The organism is Catellatospora chokoriensis (assembly GCF_011297315.1).
Taxonomy (GTDB): Bacteria; Actinomycetota; Actinomycetes; order Mycobacteriales; family Micromonosporaceae; genus Catellatospora; species Catellatospora citrea.
On the sequence record NZ_JAAOTI010000007.1, the window covers coordinates 65420 to 88501 of the forward strand.

Consider the following 23082-nt stretch of genomic DNA (forward strand, 5'->3'; position numbering starts at 1 on the left):
TGTATGGGGCTTGGCGTTCCAGACACTCGCCGGGACCGGCCGCCGACGGGAGGATGGTTTTAGTCGATCTTTAAGGGGCAAGGCAGATGAGTACGAAGCAGACGGTGGCGGTGTTCGGCGCATACGGGCACACCGGCCGGTTCGTGGTGGCGGAGTTGCGCGCGCAGGGCTTCGTCCCGGTGCTGCTCGGCCGCGACGCGGGCAGGCTCCGCACGATGGCGCAGGAGCATCCCGGGCTCGCACACCGGGTGGCGTCGGTCGACGACCCGGCCTCGCTCGACCGGGCGTTGCGGGGCGTGGCCGCGGTCGTGAACTGCGCCGGCCCGTTCGCCTCGACCGCGGGTCCCGTGATCGAGGCCGCCCTGCGCGCCGCGATCCCGTACGTGGACGTGGCGGCCGAGATCGAGGCCAACGTCGACACGTTCACGCACTTCGCCGACCGCGCCGAGGCGGCGGGCGTGGCGGTGGTCCCGGCGATGGCCTTCTTCGGCGGACTCGGCGACCTGCTGGTCACGACGGCGATGGGCGACTGGACGGCGGCCGACGAGGCGCACGTCGCGTACGGGCTGAACAGCTGGCACCCGACGGCCGGGACCCGCGTCTCCGGCACCGTCTCCCGCGAGCGCCGCGACGGCCGGCGTGTCCGCCACACCGGCGGACGGCTGGAGTACTACGCGGCCGAGGGCGACCTGCCGACCCTGGACTGGGACTTCCCCGCACCGATGGGCCCGCGGCCCGTGTTCGGCGAGTTCACGATGGCCGACGTAGTCACCGTGCCCAGCCACCTGTCCATTCCCGAGGTGCGCACATACATGACCACCGCCGCGGCGCGGGACCTGGCCGCCGTGGACACGCCCGCACCGGCCGCGGTCGACGAGCTCGGCCGGTCCGCGCAGACGTTCACCGTGGACGTCGTCGTGCGCTCCGGTGACACGCAGCGCCGCGTCGTCGCCGTCGGCCAGGACATCTACGCCATCAGCGCGCCGCTGGCGGTCGAAGCGGTCCGGCGCATCCTCGACGGGCAGACGCGGACGAGTGGCGTCGCCTCCGCCGGGGAGATCTTCGACGCGCCTGACTTCCTCGACGCGCTGTCGGCGCACCTGTCGGTCACTGCGCGCCAGGAGTCTCGGGTGCCGCAGTTCGCCTGATCTCCGGGCGTAGCGGGCGGGGCCGTCATCGGCCCCGTCGGCCGGGATGGACGGTCGGTGCCAAGCGGGGCGAGATGCGAGGAAGCCTGCTGTTCCGGCAAACCGGGATCGATGCGTCAGCGTCCACAACGGAGATTTCCAGAATGAGTCCGCTCCGCTACGCTCCAGAGGATTGGCACGGGAGAGCGCTCTCTCCGACATCGAAAATCCATGTCACGCCTCACTCGCATGGGCGAGAGCGCTGTCACCGTGCCGAGCCGTCCAGCAGAGAGGACCTGCACTCCATGATGAGCACGAGTCCCGGCAGTGCCGTAGCGGCACCGTCCCCGGGCACCGGCGCCGTACGCCGGAAGGTGGCGCTCGGCTTGAAGGCGACGCTCGCCGCGGCGATCGTCGTCGCCGGCGCCAGTGGCCCGGCCGCCGCCGCGACCCCGCCGTCGGCCGCCGCGCCGAACTTCGGCGCGAACGTCACCGTCTTCGACCCGAGCATGCCCGTCAGCCAGATCCAGGCCACCCTGGACGCGGTGCACACGGCACAGGTCGACGCCGAGATGGCGCCCAACCGGTACGCGTTCCTGTTCAAGCCCGGCACCTACGGCACCGCGGAGCAGCCCCTCCAGGTGAAGGTGGGTTACTACACCGAGATCGCCGGCCTCGGCGCGTCGCCGACCGACGTCGTGATCAACGGCAAGGTCGAGGTCTACAACCGCTGCCTGGCCGACGGCGGCACCAGCAACTGCCTCGCGCTGGTCAACTTCTGGCGCACCCTGTCCAACCTGACGATCAACGTCAACTCCGCCGGGCAGGACGGCTGCCGCGGCTCGGCGAACTTCTGGGGGGTGTCACAGGCGGTCTCGATGCGCCGGCTCAACATCACCGGGGCGAACCTGTCGCTGATGGACTACTGCACCGCCGGCCCGCAGTACGCCAGCGGCGGTTTCATCGCCGACTCGAAGCTGCCGTTCGTGGTCAGCGGCTCGCAGCAGCAGTGGCTGACCCGCAACAGCGAGGTGGCCGGCTGGTCCAACGGCGTGTGGAACCAGGTGTTCACCGGTGTGGTCGGCGCCCCGACCGACGAGGCGTTCCCGAACCCGCCCTACACCACCCTGGCCACCACCCCGGTCACCCGGGAGAAGCCGTACCTGTTCCTGGACGCCAACGGCAAGTACCAGGTGCGGGTGCCGTCGGCGAAGTTCGACAGCAGCGGTGTCTCTTGGGCGAACGGCCTGACCCCGGGCCGCACCGTGCCGCTGAGCGACTTCTACGTCGCCAAGCCCGGCGACTCCGTCACGAAGATCAACGTGGCGCTGGCGCTTGGTAAGAACCTGCTGCTCACCCCGGGTGTGTACGACATCGCCCGCAGCATCGAGGTCTGGCGCCCCGACACCGTGGTGCTGGGTCTGGGCCAGGCGACGCTGACCGCCGTCAACGGCTCCGTGCCGCTCGACGTCGCCGACGTGCCCGGCGTCATCATCGCGGGCGTCACCGTCGACGCGGGTCTCAAGGAGTCCCCGGTGCTGCTGCGCGTCGGCCGCAAGCACAACTTCCTGCGCTGGTCGCAGGCGAGCAACCCGACCACGCTGTCGGACGTGTACTTCCGCGTCGGCGGTCCGCACATCGGCAAGACCGACACCGCGCTGGAGGTCAACAGCGACAACGTGGTCATCGACCACACCTGGGTGTGGCGCGGCGACCACGGCGTGGAGGGCTTCACCGACACCCAGCGGTGGAACACCAACACCGGCCGGTACGGCGCGGTCATCAACGGTGACAACGTCAATGCCAACGGGTTGTTCGTCGAGCACTTCCAGAAGTACAACACCGTCTGGAACGGCGAGAACGGCCGCACCATCCTGTACCAGAACGAGCTGCCCTACGACCCGCCGACGCAGGCCGACTGGATGAACGGCGACGTCGAAGGCTACGCGGGTTACAAGGTCGGCGACCACGTGCGCAAGCACACCCTCTACGGTGGCGGCGTCTACGTGTTCAACCAGAACAACCCGTCCATCCACACCGAGAACGGCTTCGAGGTGCCGAACCGGCCGGGCATCAACCTGCACCACATCATGACCGTCAACCTCAGCGCGGGCACGATCGACCACGTGGTCAACGGGCTCGGCGACCCGGCTGACACGACCCGCATCGGCGCACCGGTGTACGTCACGCAGTACCCGGCCCCGTAACGCGGGTGCCGTATGTCGCGGCCGGCCGGGGCGATGTCCCGGCCGGCCGTGCCATGTCCTACACGTCGATGTGCGAGCCCATGATGATGGTGCGGTCGCGCGGCAGGTCGAAGTGCGCGGCCGCGTCGGCGGTGATGTACGAGGTGGCGATGAACAGCCGCTTGCGCCATGACGCCATCGTCGGCGCCGGGCCGCGCCGCAGTTCGATCGTCGACAGGAAGTACGACGCGTTGTCGAGATCCAGCTGTCCCTCGGTGAGCGCCGGGTCCAGGGTGTGCAGTGCGGCGGGCACGTCCGGGTTGTCCATGTATCCGAACCGTGCGGTGACGTGGGTGATGCCGTCGTCGGTGTAGCCGAGGTCGTCGACGGTGATGCGTTCGTCGGCGGGCACGCGGGGCACGGTGTCGGTTTCGATCGACATGATGACGACGTGCTCATGCCGGACGTGGTTGTGCTCGAGGTTGGCGCGCAGGGCCAGCGGTGCGGTCTGCTTGCCGCGGTTGAGGAACACCGCAGTGCCGGGCACCGTCGCGGTGGAGGCGGCCGTCTCGCGCAGCTGCTCGACGAACTCGGGCAGGGTTCCTTCGGTGCGCGCGCGTTCGGCGGTGACGATGGCACGACCGCGCTGCCACGTAGTCATGATCGTGAAGGCGGTGAGGCCGATGAGCAGCGGCAGCCAGGCACCGTGCACCAGCTTGGTCAGGTTGGCGGCGACGAACAGCAGGTCGACGCCGAGCAGGAGGAACGCTCCGATGCCGAGCAGCCAGCGCGGGGTGCCCCACTTGAGGCGGGCGACGTAGAAGAACAGCAGGGTGGTGATGGTGATGGTGCCGGTGACGGCCATGCCGAACGCGTACGCCAGGGCCGCGGAGGTCTGGAACGCGAACACCAGGATCAGCACCGAGGTCATCAGCAGCCAGTTGATCCACGGGACGTAGATCTGGCCCATGGTCGCCTCGGAGGTGTGCGCGATCCGCAGCCGCGGCAGGTAGCCCAGCTGCGCGGCCTGGGAGGCGACCGAGTACGCGCCGGTGATCACGGCCTGGGAGGCGATGACGGTCGCGGCGGTGGCCAGGATGACCAGCGGCAACCGGGCCCAGCCGGGGGCGAGCAGGAAGAACGGGCTGCTGATGTTGGCGGGGTCCTCGAGGATCAGCGCGCCCTGGCCGACGTAGCTGAGCACGCAGGCGGGCAGGACCAGGCCCAGCCAGCCACGGGTGATGGCGCGGCGGCCGAAGTGGCCCATGTCGGCGTAGAGCGCCTCGGCACCGGTGACCGACAGCACGATCGCGGCCAGCGCGAAGAACGCGATGCCGAAGTGGCCGGCCAGGAAGCTCAGGGCGTACGCGGGGGACAGGGCCTTGAGGATGTCGGGGTGGTGGGTGATCCCGGCGATCCCGAGCACCGCGATGACCAGGAACCAGGCGATCATGACGGGACCGAACACGCGGCCGACCGCCGCGGTGCCCCTGCGCTGCACCATGAACAGCGCCACGATGATCACGGCGGTGATCGGGACGACCGCCGGCTCCAGATCGGGGTTGACGATCTCCAGGCCTTCGATCGCCGACAGCACCGAGATCGCCGGGGTGATCATGCTGTCGCCGAAGAACAGCGCCGCGCCGAAGATGCCCAGCGCCGCGAGCACGGCCGCGGTGCGGCCCCCGTTCGAACTCCACCGGCGCAGCAGCGTGATGAGCGCCATGATGCCGCCCTCGCCCTGGTTGTCGACGCGCATGGCGAGCAGGACGTAGGTGACCGTCACGATGATCATCACGGACCAGAAGATCAGGGACGCGACGCCGAACACGTTGTCCACGCTGACCGGCACGGGGTGCGGGTCGGCGGGGTTGAAAACGGTCTGCATGGTGTAGATCGGGCTGGTGCCGATGTCGCCGAACACCACACCCAGTGCGCCCACGACGACGGCGAGCCGCACCACGTCCCGCGCACCCGGGCCGTGGCCCGTCTCCTGCTGACGGCTCGTCACGGGTATTCCTCCTGCGGCTGTCGGCGCCGATGATCGATCTACCGTGGGACGATACCGTCCGGCGGGCCGGCAGGTTCACGGTGAGCAGCGGCGTGGTGCCGGTCACGTCGACCGCCGGGCTCGCTCCGGTCGCCGGCGGTTCCCGCACCTCGTGTCCGCGCGACACACCGAGACTGATTCGGATTCCCGCGCCATCGAGCCGGGTGAGCCCTGCTGACCTGGTTCTTCAACGGGCGCTGACCGCGGCTACGGCGCCGGTTCGATACACACGCCGATCCGGCGATGCAACGGCGTCCGGAAGCCTGCCGTCGCGGGCAACGTCTCGGGCGGGCGACGTCGGCCATTGTGATCCACGGAGAGGAATGGTTCGATGGGTGACGAGTGGCAGGTTACGTTCAGAACGGGGATTCCATGTCAATGCGTACCTTCCTGCGCATCGCCGTTTCCACAGCCGTCATCCTCACGTCAACGGTGGCACTCCGATCGCCGATCGCCCAGGCTGCCGCCGCCAATCCGGTCATCGCCTGGGACGTCAACGCCCAGCAGGCCATCTGGGACGTTGCGCAGCAGCAGCCGAACGAGCAGGCGCGCAGCTTCGCGATGGTGCACGGGGCCGTCTACGACGCGGTGAACGCGATCGCGGGCACGCCGTACCGGCCGTATCTGGGCGCACCGGCCGCCGACGGCACGGAGTCGACCGACGCGGCCGTCGCGACGGCCGCGTACGAGATGCTCGTGTCCTTGTTCCCCGCTCAACTGGCACGGCTTCAGGCCCAATACGACGCCGCGTTGGCTGCGATTCCCGACGGCTCGGCGAAGCAGCGCGGCGTGTCGGTGGGGGCGCAGACCGCGGCCGCGATGATCGCGGCACGTCGCAATGACGGCGCATTCGGGTCGCAGACCTGGCGGGTGGGCACCCAGCCTGGTCAGTGGCGCCCGACGCCACCGACGTTCGCGTCGGCCGGCGCCTGGACGGGGCACGTCAAACCGTTCCTCCTGCCCAGCGCGTCCATGTTCCGGACCTCGGGTCCGCCCGCGCTCACCAGCAGCGCCTACGCCCGGGACTACAACGAGGTGAAACGGCTCGGCGCGGTCGACAGTTCGGCACGCACCGCCGACCAGACGACGGCCGCGATCTGGTGGCATGACCGGCGCCTCACCGAATGGGAGATCAAACGCCAGGTCGCGGTCAGTCAAGGGCTGAACGCGCTGCAGGCTGCGCGCATGTTCGCCATGGTGGACATGACCGAGGCCGATGCCCTCATCGCCTGCTACAGCGAGAAGGAGTACTGGAACTTCTGGCGGCCGGTGACAGCGGTCCAACTCGGCGACACCGACGGCAACCGGGCGACCGTGGGTGATCCGGACTGGATGCCGCTGCTCGTGACACCTCCGTTCCCCGAATACACCTCCGGCCACACCTGCTTCACCTCCGCATCGATGGCAACACTGGCGTTCTTCTACCGTAAGGACAACATCTCCTTCAGCGCGTACAGTCCCGCCGCGAACGCGACCCGGCACTTCACGAGCTTCTCGAAGGCGCTGGCCGAGGTCGTCGAAGCGCGCATCTGGGGTGGTGTCCACTTCCGATCCGCTGACAACCAGGGCGTGCGGATCGGACTGTCCGTCTTCGCTTACATGGCCGCCGGGGATTACTTCAAGCCACTGTGACGGTACGGGTAACTCCTCGCCAACCCCCTGGAACCACTCGTCAAGTCGATGCGAGCCGTGTCGTGGTGCCGGCCCTGCTACAGGGCCGGCCCGAACGGCCGGTGGCTCGCCGGACGCCGCCTGCCATCCTCGCTCCCACCCGGCTCAGCTGCTGGATGAGGCCGACAGAGGCGTTGCGTGATCGTCGCGGCGAGCTGCGGTTCTTCTCACCCAGGCGGCGACCTGTCGAGCGGTCTGATCTGGCGTGTCCGTTCCGGTGTGCAGCACGGTGCCGATGGTGCGGCGCAGGTGCGCGGCAAAGGCCAGATGCTCGCCGACGGCATGCTCGCGCCATGACGGCCTGGCTTGGAGCCGGGCGCGGCGCTGCTCATCCGTGCAATCCAGGACGGCGAAATGGGCCGGCCCGATCCAGCGCCGCGACGGCAGGTCCGCCAACTGCTCCGGCATCAGCGGCCCCAGCAGGACGGTGCTGCGGCCTCCCTGCGCGATGCCGTGCGCGACACTCAGCCAGGCATCGCGGAAAGCGTCCCAGTCGACCGACCCGTTGTGCTGCAGCGGATCGATCAGCCAATCCACGTCGAAGACCACGCATTCAGGCAGCGCGGCAGCCAGCGGTGCGAAGATCGCCGTCTTTCCGGAGCCGGACGCCCCGGTGACGACGTACAGCGGCTCGCGGCGGGCAGGTTCGGTCCAGCCGCAGCGCGAGCAGACCGCGACAGCTGCGGCCGGTTCGAGAACGACCGCAGGTTCGCAACGCTGGCAATAGTGCATCGCGTGATTCTCCCCGATCGCATCATCTCCAGGTGCCCTCGACCGCGATCCTCTTCCTGCCTCCTTGCCCGCTGTCAGCGACGGAGAGGGTGTCAGCGGTGGTGCCGTGCCGCCCGAGGGTCTCCCTGGGAATGCGGGGGCAGGTCCGTCGCGGCGCTGTTCGGCACCTCAGGTCGGCTGGACTGGACGCGATCACGCGGCGCACTAACATCGGGCGGCATGACACCAGTGAGCGAGCCGGTACGGGCCGCGGTGCGGCGTGCCGACCTCGCCTGGCTCGCCGGGCACCTCGGGGCGCAGGATTGCCCACCGGCTGTCTTGAAGCTTCTGGTCCGCCACGATGACCCGGCACTGCGGCATCTGGGCCTGGACCGGCTGGGCGCACGGATCGCCCGGCCCGGCATCGAGCAATCGGAGTCGGCCGAGCTCGCCGGGCTGCTGCCGGCGACCCTGGACGGGCCGCCGGAGACGGCGTTGGTGCTGGCCCGCCTCCATCAGCAGCTGTGGCGTCACGTCCCCCAGCAGCGCCGACCGCAGTGGCGTGCGGCGGGTCTGCCGATCGGGGTGCAGATCGCCTGGCTGCGGGCGGAGATCTCCCACCAGCCGGCGACGGTTCGTCACGAACCGGCGGGCGAATTGCTCTACCAGGCCGTGGCCGGGATCGCCGCCGCCGACCCCGACCAGCTCGACGACCTGGTCGGGGAACTGGCCGCCAGCGGCGACCAGGTGCTCCAGGGCGCCGCGCTGCGGCTGGCTCGCGAAGGGCTGCACGCCGCGTTGCTGGCCCCGGCCCGAGCCCGCGAACACCTCGGCAGGCTGCTCGACTCCACCGGTCTGGCCACGGCCGCCCTGCGTGAGCTAGCCGAGCCATGGGCCGCGCTCGCTGCGCTGCGACCGGAGAAGCTGCGCCCGCACCTGGCCGCCGGTTCGCCGTCGCCGCAGCTCGATGCCGCGCTCGCGGCCGCGACCCGGCACGGACACGGTGACCTCCTGTGGGAGATGGTCGCGGACGAGGCGACGCCACCGCGGGCCCGGCAGCGCGCGCTGCAGGCACTGGGCGACCTGGCCGGACGCGACGACATCGGCGAGCTGACCTCGGTGGCCGCCACCGACCCGCTGCTGTTCGGCGGCTCCATGGCCGTTTGCCTGCGGGCACTGCACCGGCGCGGCCTGTTCCCGGCCGGGCAGGACGCGGCGGCCATCGTGGGCCTCGCGCTCGCCGACCACACCGTGGCCGCGGCCGAGCTCGCCACGATCATGTTCACGTGTCGGCGCGACGCGTTCCACGCGCTGGTGGCCGAGGACGCCGACGACCCGACGTGGCCGCGGCGGCTGGCGCTGCTGGTCGCGCTCGCTCAGCAGGGAAGCGGCGACCTGCCGGTCGGCGATGCGATCGCCGGCGTGCTGCCCGTGGCGTCGCGGCCGGAGCCCTTCCTGGCCGCGATCCGTGCGCTGCGCCACGCCCCGGCCGAAGCGGCGGTGCTCGACGCGCTGCCGAGGGCGCCGGCGGCGGCGTTGCATGCCCTGGAGGCCGTCGGCGGTCAGCAGACCGTGGCCGCGCTGCAGGAATGGCTCGGCCTGACCTCGCCGGGCGGCGACGCCCCGGCAGGTGTCATCGCACCCCACCTGCGTCCGGTCCGCCATCGTGCGCTGGAACTGCTCTGGCACCTCACCGATGAGCCCGCCCGGCGAGCCGCGATCGTGGCCCGGCTCGACCCCCGCGACGTGCCCCGCCGGATCGCGACCGACCTCGGCGCACCCGACCCCCGTGAACTGGCGCTGCTGGCCGCCGACTTCGACGCCGACGACCCGGCGGCGGCGCTGCGCGCGCTGGCCCGCAACGGCGACGCCGCCGGCCTGCCGACGGTCGCCGACCTCCTGCTGCGGATCGTGGCGGACCTCGCGGCGTCGTGGGAGCCCGGCAGTCCCGCCCGACCCGCCGACGGCCGTCGCACGGACGGGCCGCCCGCGGGTGAACCCGCCGTGCCCGACGCGGTCGTGACCGCGATCCGCGCGCTCGGCGGCCGGCTCCACGACCGCGGCAAGCTACGGCCGTACTGCCTGCGCGAGGCCGCCGACGCCGACGAGGCGGGCCACGTGCTCGTCGCGACCACGGTGCTGGACCTGCTGGACCGCCCCGGCCTGTCCGGTGGCGAGCAGGCCGTCCTACTCAACCTGCTGCAACGCGCCCCGTACGCGGGCACCCGGGCTCGCGTGCACCGGCTGCTGCGCCACCGGGACCGCCACGTCCGTAAGCACGTGATCGCGCTGCTGGCCGCCGACGCCACCGGTGACGACGCCGAGGCGCTGTCGGCGAGCCTGATCGCGCTGACCGCGGCCCGAGACGCGCCGACCGTCCGGCAGGCGCTGCTCGCCCTCGGCCACATCCGGGCACACTGGGCCGCGCCGGCGATCGCGGCCTGCCTGGACCACCCGACCATGAACATCAAGAAGACCGCCGCCGCGGTCCTGATCCACGCCGGTGCGCCCGCCGCGGTGCCGAAGCTGCTGCGCTGGCTCGGCCACCAGGACAATCCGGGCCTGCGTGCCACCCTCGTCGAGGCACTTCGGACGATCCTCGGTCCGGCGTACGCCGCCACGGTCCTCGCGGCAGCCGAGCAGGCCGACGGCGAGCGGGCCCGCCGGCTGCTGCTCGACGGGCTCGGCGGGACGCTTTCGGCGCGTGCTGTCGACGCACTGGCGCAGCAGGGCTCACCGGTGGCGCCGGCGCTGCTGGCACTGGTCGCCGCGGGCCGGGTCAGGCTCGCCGCCGGAAGGATCGAGGACCTGACGGAGCAGCTGGCGGCACACGGCATCGCCGCACCCGCCCGCCCCGCGCCGGCCGCCGACGGCCCGTCCGACGCGGACGTCGACGCGCTGGTGCGCGACGGCTGGAACACCGAGACCGCCCTGCGGATCGCGCACAGACACGAAGCACTGCCCGAGCACCTGAGCGCCGGCCAGCTCGTTCGGCTACGCCCGATGCTCGCCGACTGGCTCCATCTGGCCGCCACCGAGGCGCTCGCCGGACCGGCGACGCTACGACTCGCCCTGCGGCTCTGCCCCGCGCCCTGGTCGGCCGACGAGATCAGCAATCTCGCCCGGGCAGCCCGGACCCTGACCGCCGCACTCACCGGCGCCGAAGGCGACGACCGGGACGCCCTGATCGCGGTGCTCGAAGCCGTCGCGCCCACCCTGCACCCGGCCCAGGCGCTCGACCTCGCCGCCCGGCTCCGCGCGCTCGCGCCCGCCACCGGGCAACGATCGTCGCTGGCCCTGCTGCGCCGGTGCGGAGCAGTCCTGACCCGTGCCGACGTCGAGCAGGCGCTCGCCGGCGCCCGGCTCGGTCCCGACCCGTGGCTCGCCGAGACCGCGGCCCTGCGCGACGCCTTCGCCGTCACCACCACCGTCGACGACGCCCATGCCCATGCCTGGCGGCTCGGACTCGAAGCCGCCGTCGGCACACCGGTCGCCCTCCACGGCTTCCGCAACCGCGACGATCACACCGTCCCGTCACGCGCCCGGCTCAACGCCCTGATCGACACCTTCCCGTCGGCGCACCCGGACACCCGCGGCGCGATGCTCGACTGGATGGGGAGCCTCCAACCCGTCGGCGGGCCGCCCTGGACCATCACCGAGGACGCCCACCGGACCACGCCCACGGCACGGACACCGCACGACGGCGATCTCGACCAGCCACGCTCGGCAGCGCAACGGGAACGCCTGCTCGCCATGCTCGACGCGCCCACCGCAAGCCGGCGCGATGTCGCCGCCGCGGCGCTGCGAGCCTGGCCGGAACCGGAAGCCGCCCGCGATGTGCTCCGCGCGTTCCTGCACGGACGCGCCGACATCGCGACCGATGCCCGCCTCGCCCGAGCCCTAGGCAGCCTCGACGAAACCGAGCTGCGAACCATCACCGGCAGCCCGGACGCCGAGCCGGTCCGTGAACGAGTCGCCCGCGTGGCTTTCCATCTCGACCCGCCTGACCTGCACCGACTACTGCCACTGCTGCTGGACTGGTGGGAGCACGGGCAACCCGCCACACGTACGTCGGTCGAACGCGCGCTGCGCCGCGCTCCCGCACTCGCCGACGTCCTCGCCGAAAGCCTCCGCGGCCGTTTCGACGCCGGAGCCTGGGGTTTCCTCGACCTGATCACCGGATGGCCACTACTGCGGACCCCGGCCCTGGCCGACACCCTCAGGCGGCTGCGCGCCGAAGGCCGCGACGACCTCGCCGACAAGCTCACCCTCGTGGACGGCCCGCTACGGCGACCCGACGCCGTCGACAGCGACGCGGCCCGGCTCGCGGCACTGCGCGAACGCCCGCAGCCGGCCACCGACCCTGCCGCAGCCGGTCCGTCACGCGAGGAGCTGCTCCGGCTCATCCGCACCGGCCACACCGAACAGATTCGCCGCGCGCTCACCCGCCTCGCCGAACTTCACGAGGACGGGCGCCCGGTCGGCGCCGGGCCGGTCACCGACCCCGAACTGGAGAACCTGCTGGCCGACCTGCTCCACCACGCCGAGCCTCGAATCCGCCTGCACAGCCAGCGGCTCGCTCGCAAGCTCCTGGACCGTTCCACCTACCTGCGCCACACCGCGGTGCTGCTCGACGATCCCGAACCCGACGTGGTCCGGTCGGCGATCGACACCCTCAGCCACGCTGCGTACCAACCGTCGATCCCAGGGATCGTCGGCCTGCTCGCGCACCCCCACATCGCGGTCCGCAGGACGGCCGCGAGTGCTCTGGTCCGGATCGGACCGCCGGCGACCCCGGCCCTCAGGCAGGCGGCCAGCCACGCCCGACCGGACAGGCGGCACCACTACACCGCGATCCTCGACCAGATCACCGAGCACGAGCGGTCGGACCGGATCACGGCGATCGAGCGCGGTTGAGTCCCGGCCCGGCCAGGACTACGCTGAGCATCCCATGAAGCCCCCCATCAGGCCGATCGTATGGCAGCCACCCGCGACACCGGCTCGTGCGCGCCAGTCGCACGGCGCAGCCCCGATGCCGCCGCCGGTCCTTCACCCGCTGCCCGGCATCGGACCGGAGGACGTCGTGGTGGCCGCCGACGGCGCTGTCTACACCGGCCTCGCCGACGGCCGGATCCTCCGGGTCCGTGACGACCTCGTGGAGGTCGTCGCCGAGACCGGCGGTCGCCCGCTCGGCATCGAGGTCGACGACGCGGGCGCCCTCGTGGTCTGCGACGCCGCTCGCGGCCTGCTCCGCGTGCGGCCGGGCGACGGGACGATCGAAGACCTCGTCCCGGCCGGCACGCCCGTTGACGGCATGCCGCTGCGGGTGTGCAACAACGCCGCGATCGCCGCCGACGGCACCATCTGGTTCAGCGACTCGACGGCCCGGTTCGACCTCGCACACTGGAAGGCCGACCTCATCGAGCACTCCGGCACCGGACGCCTGCTGCGCCGCGACCCGGACGGCACGGTCACCACGGCGCTCACCGGCCTGCACTTCGCCAACGGTGTCGCCCTCGCCGCCGACGAGTCGTTCGTCGCCGTAGCGGAGACCGGCGCATACCGGCTGACCCGGCTCTGGCTGACCGGCCCGCAGCGCGGCGACCGCGACGTCCTCGTGGACAACCTGCCCGGATTCCCGGACAACATCGCCCGCGGCAGCGACGGGCTGATCTGGATCGCGATGGGGTCGCCGCGCAACCGCACGCTCGACCTGCTCGCTTCGCGGCCGCCGGTCCTGCGGCGGCTGCTGTGGGCGCTGCCCGACGCGTTGCTGCCGCAGCCCGCCGACACCGTCTGGGTCCAGGCCGTCGACGCCGCCGGACGCACGGTCCACGACCTGCAGACGGCCACCCCGGGATTCTCGATGGTCACCGGGGTGCGCGAGGAGGCCGGCACGGTATGGCTGGGCAGCCTTCATGCGAAGGCGATAGCACACGTCAGACTGCCCTGAGCCGGTCGCCGGTGGCGCGACCTGCCAGGCGGCCGAAAACGGTTCCCGGTGGGATCATCGACAGGTGACCGAGACCAGCGCCACGCAGCCGCCGGGCGAGCCCCGCCACGACTTCGACGCCATGTACGACGGCACACCTCCGTGGGAGATCGGACGACCGCAACCGGCGCTCGCCGCGGTGGCCGCCGCGGGCGGCCTGCACGGCCGGGTGCTCGACGTCGGCTGCGGCACCGGCGAGCACGCCCTGATGGCGGCGGCGGCCGGACTCACGGCGACCGGGATCGACGCCGCACCGACCGCGATCGGCCTGGCCAGGGCGAAGGCCGCCGCACGGGGCCTGGCGGCGACCTTCGTCGTCGGCGACGTCCTGCGTCTGGCGGAGCACGGGCGCTGGGACACCGTGCTGGACTCGGCGCTGTTCCACACTCTGTCCGACGCCGACCGCGTCACCTACGGGCAGGTCGTCCGGGCCGCCGTCGTTCCCGGCAGCACCTACCACCTGCTCTGCTTCAGTGAGCGGGAGCCGGGCGACTGGGGTCCGCGCCGCGTCACCCAGGACGAGATCCGGGCGGTGTTCGACGACGGCTGGACGGTGGCGCGCATCGCACCCGCCGTGCTGGAGATGAGCTCCGTCAAGGACACCGCGCAGGGCTGGCTGGCCACGATCCACCGCACGGACGTGAACTGAACTGAACCGGACCGGCGCGGCACGGTCGGTGGCGAGCAGACGGCGGCCGACGTCAGCCGTCCTGCTGGGCCGGCTCCCACAGCAGCATTTGACGGTGATGGCTGAAGCCGTTGCGCAGGTAGAAGTCCACCGCCCGGCGGCCGGAGTGGACGCCGACGTGCAGCAGGTTCCGGGTCCGGGCCTCGTCCAGGATCGCGGCCATGAGCGCGCCGCCGATGCCGCGGTTGCGGTACGGCTCGCGCACCTCGACGGACTGGACGTCGCCGTACCGCCGGTCGAGCGCGGTGTTTCCGGGCACCCGTTCCGCGACGTGCAGCCAGGCGACGCCGACCACGGCCCCGTCGACCTCGGCCACGAACGGCAGGTGCGTCTCGGCGTGGGCGGCCACCCAGTCGGCGTACGCCGGCAGGTTGTCCGATGCGATGCCACGCAGCTCGGCGAGCACCGCGACGTCCGCCAGGCCGGCCTTCCTCACGATCATCCGGCGCAGTCTAGGGAATCCCGTGACCGCCGCCGCGGTCAGGTCAGCACGGGTAGCGCCTCCGTGCCGTGCTGGACGAATCCTCGGGCGCCGTAGTGGAAGCTGGGCTGTGCGCCGGGGTCCAGCCGCAGGCCGGGGCAGGCGTCGAGCAGCGCGGTGAGGGCCGCGGTGACTTCGATGCGAGCCAGCGGGGCGCCGACGCAGTAGTGCGGGCCGAGACCGAAGCCCAGGTGGGTGCCGCGCCGGTCGAGCCGGAACGCCTCGGGGTCGGGGTAGACCTCCGGATCGAAGTGCGCGCCCGCGATGCACAGGTACACCATGCTGCCGGCTGCCAGGGCGGTCCCGGCCACCTCGACGTCGCGCATCACCAAGCGGTACAGCCCCGCGGTCGGATTGGCCCACCGGAACGCCTCGTCGATCGCGGGCTCGGCGAGGCTGCCGTCGGCCCGCACCCGGGCCAGCGCGTCCGGGTTGAGCAGCAGGGAGGAGACCGTGGCCGACATCATCTGGATCGTGGTCTCGAACCCGCCGAGCAGCAGGCTCACCACCGCGGTCGTCACGGATTCGACGGAGTAGGCGTCCTCGGCCTCGAACGCCCTGATGATCTCACCGAGCATGTTGTCGCCACGGTCGCGCCGCTCCTGCTGCACCAGCGTGGACGTGTAGTCACTCAGCTGCGCGTACGCGTGCCGGCCGGCCTCGGCCACCGACTCGTCCATCGGCGAGCCCAGCCACGTGATGATCGCACGCACCCAGGCCAGGCCCTGGTCGCCCAGCTCGTCAGGGACGCCGAGCAGGGCGAGGAAGACCTCCATCGGGTATCGGGCGATGCTCTCCTCGACGAGTTCCACCTCGGCCTTCGCGGCGAGCGGCGCGAAGGTGCGCTGGGCGATCGGCGCCACCGCCTGGGCGTACTTCGCGCTCGCGGCGGCGCTGAAGAAGCGGTTGTGCACGCGCCTGAGCCCGTGGTGCGGCGGCCCGTCGAGCGCGATCATCGCCGCGCTCATCGGGCCCATCCCGTAGAACCGGGTGCTGAAGGTGGCGGTGTCGCGCAGCGCGGCGCTCACGTCCCGGTGCCGCAGCACCAGCGGCGCGTTCATCAGCTCGTCGAATACGATCGGCTCCCGCTGCCCGAGAGCCGCGAGGTTGCGCCCCAGCGCAGCGGGCGAGCTGGACCTTTGTGCGAAGGCACTTTCGGCGGCCGGGATCATATATCGATTACAGCCGCTGTCTTCGGTGGGTCGGTAGCGAACCGACAGATGCCCGACAGCGACGGTCACCCTACCGGTGGTGACGGTGCGGGCGGTGACCGAGTAGCAATCGACCCCGACGGATCGGCCCATGCCTCCGGCCGCACTGCCGCTGTACCGTGAGCGCCGCTGCCGGTCCGGACGCCAAGAGGTGGAGCAGATGAGCAGGGTCGCCCTCGTGACCGGTGCCTCCGCGGGGATCGGCGCGGCCACCGCGCGCCGGCTGCACGAGCTGGGCTTCACCGTGTACGCGGTGGCCCGCCGCCTGGACCGGATGGCGCCGCTGGCCGCACTGGGCATGCACACCGCCGCCGTCGACGTCACCGACGACGCCGCCCTGGTGGCGCTGGTCGACCGGGTCATCGCCGCGTCGGGCCGCCTCGACGTGCTGGTCAACAACGCCGGATACGGATCGTTCGGCGCGCTGGAGGACGTGCCGATGGACGAGGCGCGGCGGCAGTTTGAGGTCAACGTGTTCGGCGCGGCCAGACTCTGCCAGCTCGTCCTGCCTCACCTGCGGGCGCAGGGGTCGGGCCGCATCATCAACGTCTCCTCGGTGGGCGCGAAGCTGTACCAGCCACTGGGCAGCTGGTACCACTCGACCAAGTACGCGCTGGAAGGGCTGAGCGACTGCCTGCGGGTGGAGCTCAAGCCGCTCGGGATCGACGTGGTCGTGATCCAGCCCGGCGGCATCGCGACCGAGTTCCCGCGGGTGGCGGGGGAGCGGCTGCTCGCCACCTCGGGCGGCGGGCCGTACGACGAGCACGCCCGCCGCTACGCGTTGACACTGATGTCGGAACCGGACCACATCTCGCCTCCCTCGGTCGTCGCGAGGGCGATCGGGCGGGCCGCGACGGTGCGGCGGCCGCGTGCCCGCTACGCGGTGGGGCGTGGCGCACGGGCCGCGGTGCTCGCCCGCTGGCTGCTGCCGGACCGCGTCTTCGACCGGCTCGTGGTGGCGCTGTTCACCGCGCTGGGCGACATCGCCGCCCGCCGTGCCCGATCGGCGGACCCGGCACCGGGACCCGAGCTGGGCACCTGACCGCACGAGCCGACTCCGCCTCGGTGCGGCGGTTCAGCGGGGCGGCCGGCCTGAACTCGTCGGCGGCGAGGAAGAGAGACCCGCGAACGGTCGTGCGCGCAGGCGCTGGTGGGACCACGGGCAGCGCGGGAGTGTGGGGCGAGGGAGAATGCTCCGCATGGATACGTCCGGAGCTGACGCGCCGCGTGACGACAGCACCTGGCCACGTGGTGAGCGGACCATCCGGGAACTCATCGACCGCGTGTGGAACGGCGGGCACACCGACGAGCTGGAGCGCTTCTACGCGGACCCGTTCGACCACGGCGGCAGGCCCGACACCGTCGCCGGACTGCGTCAGTGGCACGCCGCCGACGCGGCCGCCTGGGCCGACACCCGGTACGAGGTGATGTCGCTGGTCAGCGACGGTGAGCAGGTCGCCGTGCGGTGGCGGGCGACCGCGCGCCAGGTGGGCGCCTGGGGACCGGTGCCGCCCACCGGCAAGACGATCACCTGGGACGGCGTGCACTTCTTCGTCGTACGCGAGGGACGGGTCAGCGCGGTGTGGGCCGTGGCCGACCTGTTCGCCAAGGCGGCGCAGCTCGGCGTGGCCATGACGCCGCCCGAGGCCTGAGCCTGCGCCACCGTGGCGTCGCGGATTGCGTCAGGCGTCCCGCCCGGCGTAGCTCCGCAACGTCTCGTGGGTGGTCGGCAGGCCGTGCCGGCGGAGCGGACCGTCCGGCCCCGACCGGTCGAACACGTGCGGGTTCTCGACGAGCCAGACGACCGCGGCCTGCTGTCCCGCGGTCAGTTCCGCGAAGGTGCGGCCGTGGTCGGCGTTCATCTCCGGAAAGGCGTGATCGAGCACCACGTTGAAGTGGTTGTGCCAGTTCGACGATGGTTGCTCCGCCAGGACTTCGGCGACGTGTTCCGCGCGCACCTGCTCGGCGACCGGCGCTGCCACCCGGTCGAGCATCTTCAACGCCAGGCGGCCGCGATGCCCCCAGGCGGTCCGGCCGGTGTCTTGTTCGCGGATGATCGCCCAGGTCCGGAGTTCGGCCACGGCCGAGTCCGGTGTCCGGTCACCGCCCAGGTGCGCCCACGCCAGAGCGGCCGACCACCGCAGGTGGGCGTCGGCGCCGGCCAGGTTGGCGTCGAGCAGGTCCGCCACCGGCGGCGCGGGTGCGCCGCCGAGCAGCCCGAGGACGACCAGGGCCGCTCCCGCGAGCGGCACCGGTTGCCTGTTGTCCGAGGCGACGGCGATCAGGCCGGGGCGGATGGCCGCGCCCTGCTCCGGAAACCAGGCCAGGGTGTGGATCGCTGCGCCGGCCACCTCGGCGTCCAGGTCGGTCAGGCAGTCCAGGAGCATCGGGACACCGGCCTGGACCGCGTCGTACGCGGCCAGTTCGTGCCGGGTTTCGAGCAGGCGCCGCTCGGGCTTGGTCAGCGGCAGCGGTTGCCGCTGCCCGGTGCTGACGACGTCGTACCAGGCCTTCATGGCCTGCGACCAGCTCTGCCAGGTCTGGTCGGGCACCTGGGCCACGGCCTCGCGCATCGAGGTGATCGGGTAGCCGGTTGCCGCGTGGCGGTGCCCGTATCCGACGGCGAGGTCGGCCAGCAGGTGGATGACCTCGTGCCGGTCCGGCACGGTCGGGTCGGCCGCCAGCTCCAGCAGGAACGGGACGGCGTACGCGCTGGCCTCGTAGCGGCTGCCCTGGTGGTGGATGTTGCCGTACAACTCGTACATCGCCTCCCGGCGTGCCTCGGCATCCGGTGACCGCAGGGCGCGGATGAGGTCGGGCACGTCCTCGGCGCTTCCGTACGCGTGCGTCAGGGACGCCCAGTCGATGCTGTTCAGATCGTGTGGCACGCGCCGGATTCTGCACGATGCGAGCGCGGCTGGAGTAGCCCCTGCGTCGGACCGGTTGGCGCGTGGCGGATCTCGGCGTGGAGACGTCCCGGAAACCAGGCGTTGACATCCTATAGGATTCGGGTACATTGATCGTAGTGACTTGCATGCACTTGCTCTGAATTATGTGAGTTTGTCGCGACCGTCGGCGCGGTCGGCCTTCCGGTGAATCCCGAGGAGTTTCCGTGCCCGACGCTGCGCTTCTGCATGTCCGCAATCCCGGCACCGCCGAACCGCTCGGCCAGATCGAGGCCATGACGCCCGAGCGGGTCGCCGCCGTCGTCGACCTGGCCCAGCAGGGCCAGCGCGCGATGGCCGCGCTGGCGGCCCACGACCGGGCGGCGCTGCTGCGGCGGATCGCCGACCTGATCGAGGCCGAACGCGACGACCTGGCCGTTCTGCTGGCCGCGGAGAACGGCAAGCCGATCCTGCAGACCCGCGGCGAGGTGGACGCCGCCATCCGCATCTTCCGGGGGAGCGCGGCCGAGGCCACCCGCCTGTTCGGCCGCCAGATCCCGCTGGACGCGGTGCCCGGCCTGGAACGCCACCTCGCCGTGACGATCCGCGAACCGCTGGGTGTGGTGGCCGCGCTGGTGCCCTTCAACTATCCCGTGGAGCTGTACGCCCACAAGGCCGCCGCCGCGATCGCCGCCGGCAACGCCGTCGTCGTCCAGCCACCCGCGCGCTGCCCGCTCGCCCTCGTCCGCATCGGCGAACTCGTCCGCCAGGCGGGCACTCCGCAGTACGGCCACCAGCTGGTCACCGGCGACGCGCAGGTGTCGCGCACCCTCGCCGAGCATCCCGGGGTGGCCGCGGTGACCCTCACCGGCAGCACCGCCGCGGGCCGGGAGATCGCCCGGCTCGGCGCGTCGACCCTCAAGAAGGTCCTGCTGGAGCTGGGCGGCAACGACGCGCTGATCGTCTGCGACGACGCCGACGCGGAGGCCGCCGCGCGGGCGGTCGTGCTGGGCCGGCTGGCCCGCGGCAACGGCCAGATCTGCTGCGCGGTCAAGCGGGTGTACGTGCAGGACGGTGTGTACGACGCGTTCGTCGACGCGCTGCTGTCCCAGACCGCGGCGCTGAAGGTCGGCGACCAGCTGAAGGAGGACACCGACGTCGGGCCGCTCATCGCCGAGCAGGCCGCGGCGCGGGTCACCGCGGCCGTGGCGCAGCTCGTGGCCGACGGGGCGCGGCTGCTCGCCGGAGGCAGCCGCGACGGCGCGTTCGTCGACCCGGCCGTGCTCGTCGACGTGCCCGCGAGCAGCCCGGCGTTCGCCGAGGAGATCTTCGGACCGGTCGCTCCGGTGGCCCGGTTCAGCGACCCCGCGCAGGCCGTCGCGATGGCCAACGCGTCACCGTACGGGCTGCACGCGGCGGTGTTCACCCGCGACGTCTCGCGCGCGTTCACCATCGCCCGGCAGCTCGACGTCGGCGGGGTCATCATCAACGGCTCGACCGCGCTACGGGCCGAGAACCTGCCGTTCGGCGGGACCAAGGACACCGGCGGCTACCGCGAGGGGCTGCACGAGACCGCGCTCGACCTGACCCGGCAGAAGACGATCGTGGTGATGGAGGCGTTCGCGTGAGCCGCCTGGAGCTGCGCGACGTGCACAAGGAGTTCAGTGGGGTCGAGGTGCTGCACGGCGTCGGCCTGCGCGGCGACGCCGGCGACGTCATCGGCGTGGTCGGGGCCAACGGCGCCGGCAAGTCCACCCTGATCAAGATCCTGTCCGGTGCGCTGCCGATGAGTTCCGGTGCGATGTGGATGGACGGCGTACGCGTCGACCCGCGCTCGCCGCACGACGCGCACGACCTCGGCATCCGCACCGTCTACCAGGAGCTGTCGCTGGTGCCGGAGCTGTCGGTGACCGAGAACCTGCTGCTGGGCGCGTTTCCCCGGCGGTGGGGCCTGATCGACGGGAAGGCCGCCGACGCCCGCGCCCGGGAACTGCTCGACCGGGTGGGCTTCGGCGCGATCGACCCCCGCGGGCGCGCCGGGCGGCTGTCGGTGGCCCGCCAGCAGATGGTCGAGATCGCCAAGGCCCTCATCAGCGAGCCCCGGGTGCTGGTCCTGGACGAGCCGTCGGCCGTGCTCGCTGGAGCCGACCTGGAAGCGCTGTTCGCCCTGGTGCGCCACCTGCGCGAGAGCGGCGTACTGGTGATCTACGTGTCGCACCGGCTGCCGGAGGTGCTCCAGCTCGCGACGTCGATCGTGGTGATGAAGGACGGCCGGGTCATCGAGACCCTCGCGCCCGCCGACACCGGCGAGCACGAGCTGATCGGCCTGATGGCGGGCCGCCGACTGGAGCAGATCTACCCCGCACGCCGCGACGGCCGCGGGCCCGTGCTGCGGCGGGTGCAGGGACTTACCCGCCCAGGCGAGTTCACCGACATCGGCTTCGAGCTGCACGCGGGCGAGATCACCGGCCTGTTCGGGCTGGTCGGCTCGGGTCGCAGCGAGCTCGCCCGGTGCATGTTCGGCGCCACGCCCGCCACCGGCGGGCTGGGCGCGTACGGGTCACCGGCCGAGGCGATCGAAGCCGGCATGGCGCTGGTCACCGAGGACCGCGCCCGCACCGGACTGGTCCTGGGCCTGACGGTGCGCGACAACATGTCGCTGACCAGCTGGTATCCGATGTCGCGCGGTCCGTTGCTGGACGTGGCCCGGCTGCGCCGCGACGTCGCCGCGATGGTCGACCGGCTGCGGATCCGGCCCCAGGGCTGCGCGTCCATGCCGGCGGTCCACCTCAGCGGCGGCAACCAGCAGAAGGTCGTGCTGGCCAAATGGCTGCTGCGCGACCCCCGGGTGCTGCTGCTCGACGAGCCGACCCGCGGCGTCGACATGGCCACCCGCGTGGAGATCTACCGCATGGTCGACGAGCTCGCCCGGCAGGGCCTCGCCGTCCTGCTGATCTCCTCCGACCTCACCGAGGTCATCGGCGCCACCGACCGGGTCCTCGTCATGCACCAGGGCCGGCTCACCGGCGAGCTGAGGTCCGCAGACACCGACGAGGACGAGGTCCTCGCCCTGGCGATGGGAAGGCCCGCATGAGTGCCGAGTCCACCCGAGCACCCCGACGCCTGCCACGGCTGGTCGTCGGCGGCCGGGACCTCACCCTGGAGGCGGGGTTCACGCTGCTCATCGTGGCCTTCGTTGCGGTCGCGGCCACGACGTCGGACTCGTTCCTCACCCCGGTGAACCTGACCAGCCTGCTCAAGCAGATGGTGACGGTGGGCCTGCTCTCCCTCGGCATGCTCGTGGTGATCCTCACCGGCGGCATCGACCTGTCGGTGGGCTCGGTCGTCGCGTTCGCCGGCATCGTCACCGCGGGCCTGGCCGCAGACCTGCCCATCCCGGTGGCGATGGCCGTCGGTGTCGCCACCGGCATCGCGTTCGGGCTGGTCAACGGAACGCTGGTGGCGAGGTTCGCGCTGGCGCCGTTCGTGGTGACGCTGGCGTCGCTGACGACGATCCGCGGCCTGGCGTTCGTGTACTCGGAGGTGCCGATCGCGCCGGCCGACCCGGCGTTTCTCGACCTGGGCACGGCGATGGTCGGGCCGGTCCCGCTCATCACCGTGATCATGCTGGCCGTGTTCGCGGTCGGCGGGGTCTTCCTGACCCGCACCCCGGCCGGGCGGTCGATCACGGCGATCGGCGGCAACGCCGAGACGGTCCGGCTGGCCGGCATCGACGTGCGCCGCCATGTCATGGCCGCGTACACCATCAGCGGCGCGTGCGCCGGACTGGCCGGGGTCATCCTGGCCAGCCGGGTCGGCATCGCCCAACCCAGCGTCGGTGTCGCGTTCGAACTCGACGCGATCGCCGCGTGCGTCATCGGCGGGGCGAGCCTGTCCGGCGGACGGGGCTCGGTCCGGGCGACCCTCGGCGGGGTCGCGGTCCTGGTGCTCATCAACAACCTGCTGAACCTGTACGGCGTGCAGAGCTTCTGGCAGCAGGTGCTCAAGGGACTGATCATCATCGCCGTCATCCTCGTGCAGCGTGTGAACCGGTCCCGCGGCTGAATCCGTCCCTCAACC

The 23082-nt window shown here is 71.9% G+C and carries 16 protein-coding genes; 11 read left to right on the forward strand and 5 right to left on the reverse strand.

Translation table 11 applies throughout. The features are described from left to right. Positions 1–86: 86 nt before the first annotated feature. A complete protein-coding gene (locus HAV39_RS12645; protein WP_191839395.1) occupies positions 87–1148 on the forward strand; it encodes a saccharopine dehydrogenase family protein in 1062 nt (353 codons plus the stop codon). 287 nt (positions 1149–1435) lie between these two features. Beyond that, positions 1436–3334, forward strand: coding sequence for an adenylyl cyclase (locus HAV39_RS12650; protein WP_191839555.1), 1899 nt, complete (start codon positions 1436–1438; stop codon positions 3332–3334). A gap of 58 nt (positions 3335–3392) precedes the next feature. On the opposite strand, the gene HAV39_RS12655 is transcribed toward HAV39_RS12650, so the two are convergent. Beyond that, on the reverse strand, positions 3393–5324 hold the full coding sequence (locus HAV39_RS12655) for a potassium transporter Kup (protein WP_203736123.1): 1932 nt from the start codon (positions 5322–5324) through the stop codon (positions 3393–3395). Positions 5325–5741: 417 nt separating this feature from the next. Here HAV39_RS12655 and HAV39_RS12660 point away from each other — a divergent pair, with 417 nt between their 5' ends. Beyond that, the gene (locus HAV39_RS12660; RefSeq protein WP_239120339.1) at positions 5742–6995 is read left to right on the forward strand and encodes a vanadium-dependent haloperoxidase; all 1254 of its coding nucleotides are present in this window, start codon (positions 5742–5744) and stop codon (positions 6993–6995) included. A gap of 144 nt (positions 6996–7139) precedes the next feature. Here HAV39_RS12660 and HAV39_RS12665 read toward each other — a convergent pair whose 3' ends face one another. Further along, positions 7140–7766: a P-loop nucleotide/nucleoside kinase family protein gene (locus HAV39_RS12665; RefSeq protein ID WP_191839396.1), complete on the reverse strand. Its 627-nt coding sequence runs from the start codon at positions 7764–7766 to the stop codon at positions 7140–7142. A 219-nt stretch (positions 7767–7985) separates the two neighbouring features. Here HAV39_RS12665 and HAV39_RS12670 point away from each other — a divergent pair, with 219 nt between their 5' ends. The 3 genes from HAV39_RS12670 to HAV39_RS12680 all read left to right on the forward strand — a co-directional run bounded on the left by HAV39_RS12670 (position 7986) and on the right by HAV39_RS12680 (position 14386). Further along, complete coding sequence (locus tag HAV39_RS12670) at positions 7986–12662, forward strand: HEAT repeat domain-containing protein (RefSeq protein WP_191839397.1); 4677 nt, start codon at positions 7986–7988, stop codon at positions 12660–12662. 115 nt (positions 12663–12777) lie between these two features. Then, on the forward strand, positions 12778–13698 hold the full coding sequence (locus tag HAV39_RS12675; protein ID WP_203736122.1) for an SMP-30/gluconolactonase/LRE family protein: 921 nt from the start codon (positions 12778–12780) through the stop codon (positions 13696–13698). Positions 13699–13762: 64 nt separating this feature from the next. Beyond that, complete coding sequence (locus HAV39_RS12680; protein ID WP_239120337.1) at positions 13763–14386, forward strand: class I SAM-dependent methyltransferase; 624 nt, start codon at positions 13763–13765, stop codon at positions 14384–14386. 52 nt (positions 14387–14438) lie between these two features. Here HAV39_RS12680 and HAV39_RS12685 read toward each other — a convergent pair whose 3' ends face one another. Together HAV39_RS12685 and HAV39_RS12690 are read right to left on the reverse strand one after the other, a co-directional pair. Then, a complete protein-coding gene (locus HAV39_RS12685; RefSeq protein WP_191839399.1) occupies positions 14439–14867 on the reverse strand; it encodes a GNAT family N-acetyltransferase in 429 nt (142 codons plus the stop codon). Positions 14868–14905: 38 nt separating this feature from the next. After that, positions 14906–16078: a cytochrome P450 gene (locus HAV39_RS12690; RefSeq protein ID WP_191839400.1), complete on the reverse strand. Its 1173-nt coding sequence runs from the start codon at positions 16076–16078 to the stop codon at positions 14906–14908. 199 nt (positions 16079–16277) lie between these two features. On the opposite strand from HAV39_RS12690, the gene HAV39_RS12695 reads away from it, so the two are divergent. After that, entirely contained in the window at positions 16278–17159 is an 882-nt protein-coding gene (locus tag HAV39_RS12695) for an oxidoreductase (protein ID WP_191839401.1), read from the forward strand. A 157-nt stretch (positions 17160–17316) separates the two neighbouring features. Next, positions 17317–17769 carry an ester cyclase gene (locus HAV39_RS12700; RefSeq protein ID WP_191839402.1) on the forward strand — a complete coding sequence of 151 codons (453 nt, stop codon included), beginning with the start codon at positions 17317–17319 and terminating at the stop codon, positions 17767–17769. A 30-nt stretch (positions 17770–17799) separates the two neighbouring features. Here the strand turns inward: HAV39_RS12700 and HAV39_RS12705 are convergent, their stop codons facing one another. Then, on the reverse strand, positions 17800–19005 hold the full coding sequence (locus HAV39_RS12705) for a hypothetical protein (protein ID WP_191839403.1): 1206 nt from the start codon (positions 19003–19005) through the stop codon (positions 17800–17802). A 224-nt stretch (positions 19006–19229) separates the two neighbouring features. On the opposite strand from HAV39_RS12705, the gene HAV39_RS12710 reads away from it, so the two are divergent. From HAV39_RS12710 to HAV39_RS12720, 3 genes are read left to right on the forward strand one after another with little or no spacing between them, the layout of a single operon-like run. Beyond that, the gene (locus HAV39_RS12710; protein ID WP_203736121.1) at positions 19230–20630 is read left to right on the forward strand and encodes an aldehyde dehydrogenase family protein; all 1401 of its coding nucleotides are present in this window, start codon (positions 19230–19232) and stop codon (positions 20628–20630) included. After that, on the forward strand, positions 20627–22096 hold the full coding sequence (locus tag HAV39_RS12715) for a sugar ABC transporter ATP-binding protein (protein WP_191839404.1): 1470 nt from the start codon (positions 20627–20629) through the stop codon (positions 22094–22096). The genes HAV39_RS12710 and HAV39_RS12715 overlap by 4 nt, the downstream gene beginning before the upstream one ends. Next, positions 22093–23067 carry an ABC transporter permease gene (locus tag HAV39_RS12720; protein ID WP_191839405.1) on the forward strand — a complete coding sequence of 325 codons (975 nt, stop codon included), beginning with the start codon at positions 22093–22095 and terminating at the stop codon, positions 23065–23067. The genes HAV39_RS12715 and HAV39_RS12720 overlap by 4 nt, the downstream gene beginning before the upstream one ends. Positions 23068–23082 lie beyond the last annotated feature (15 nt).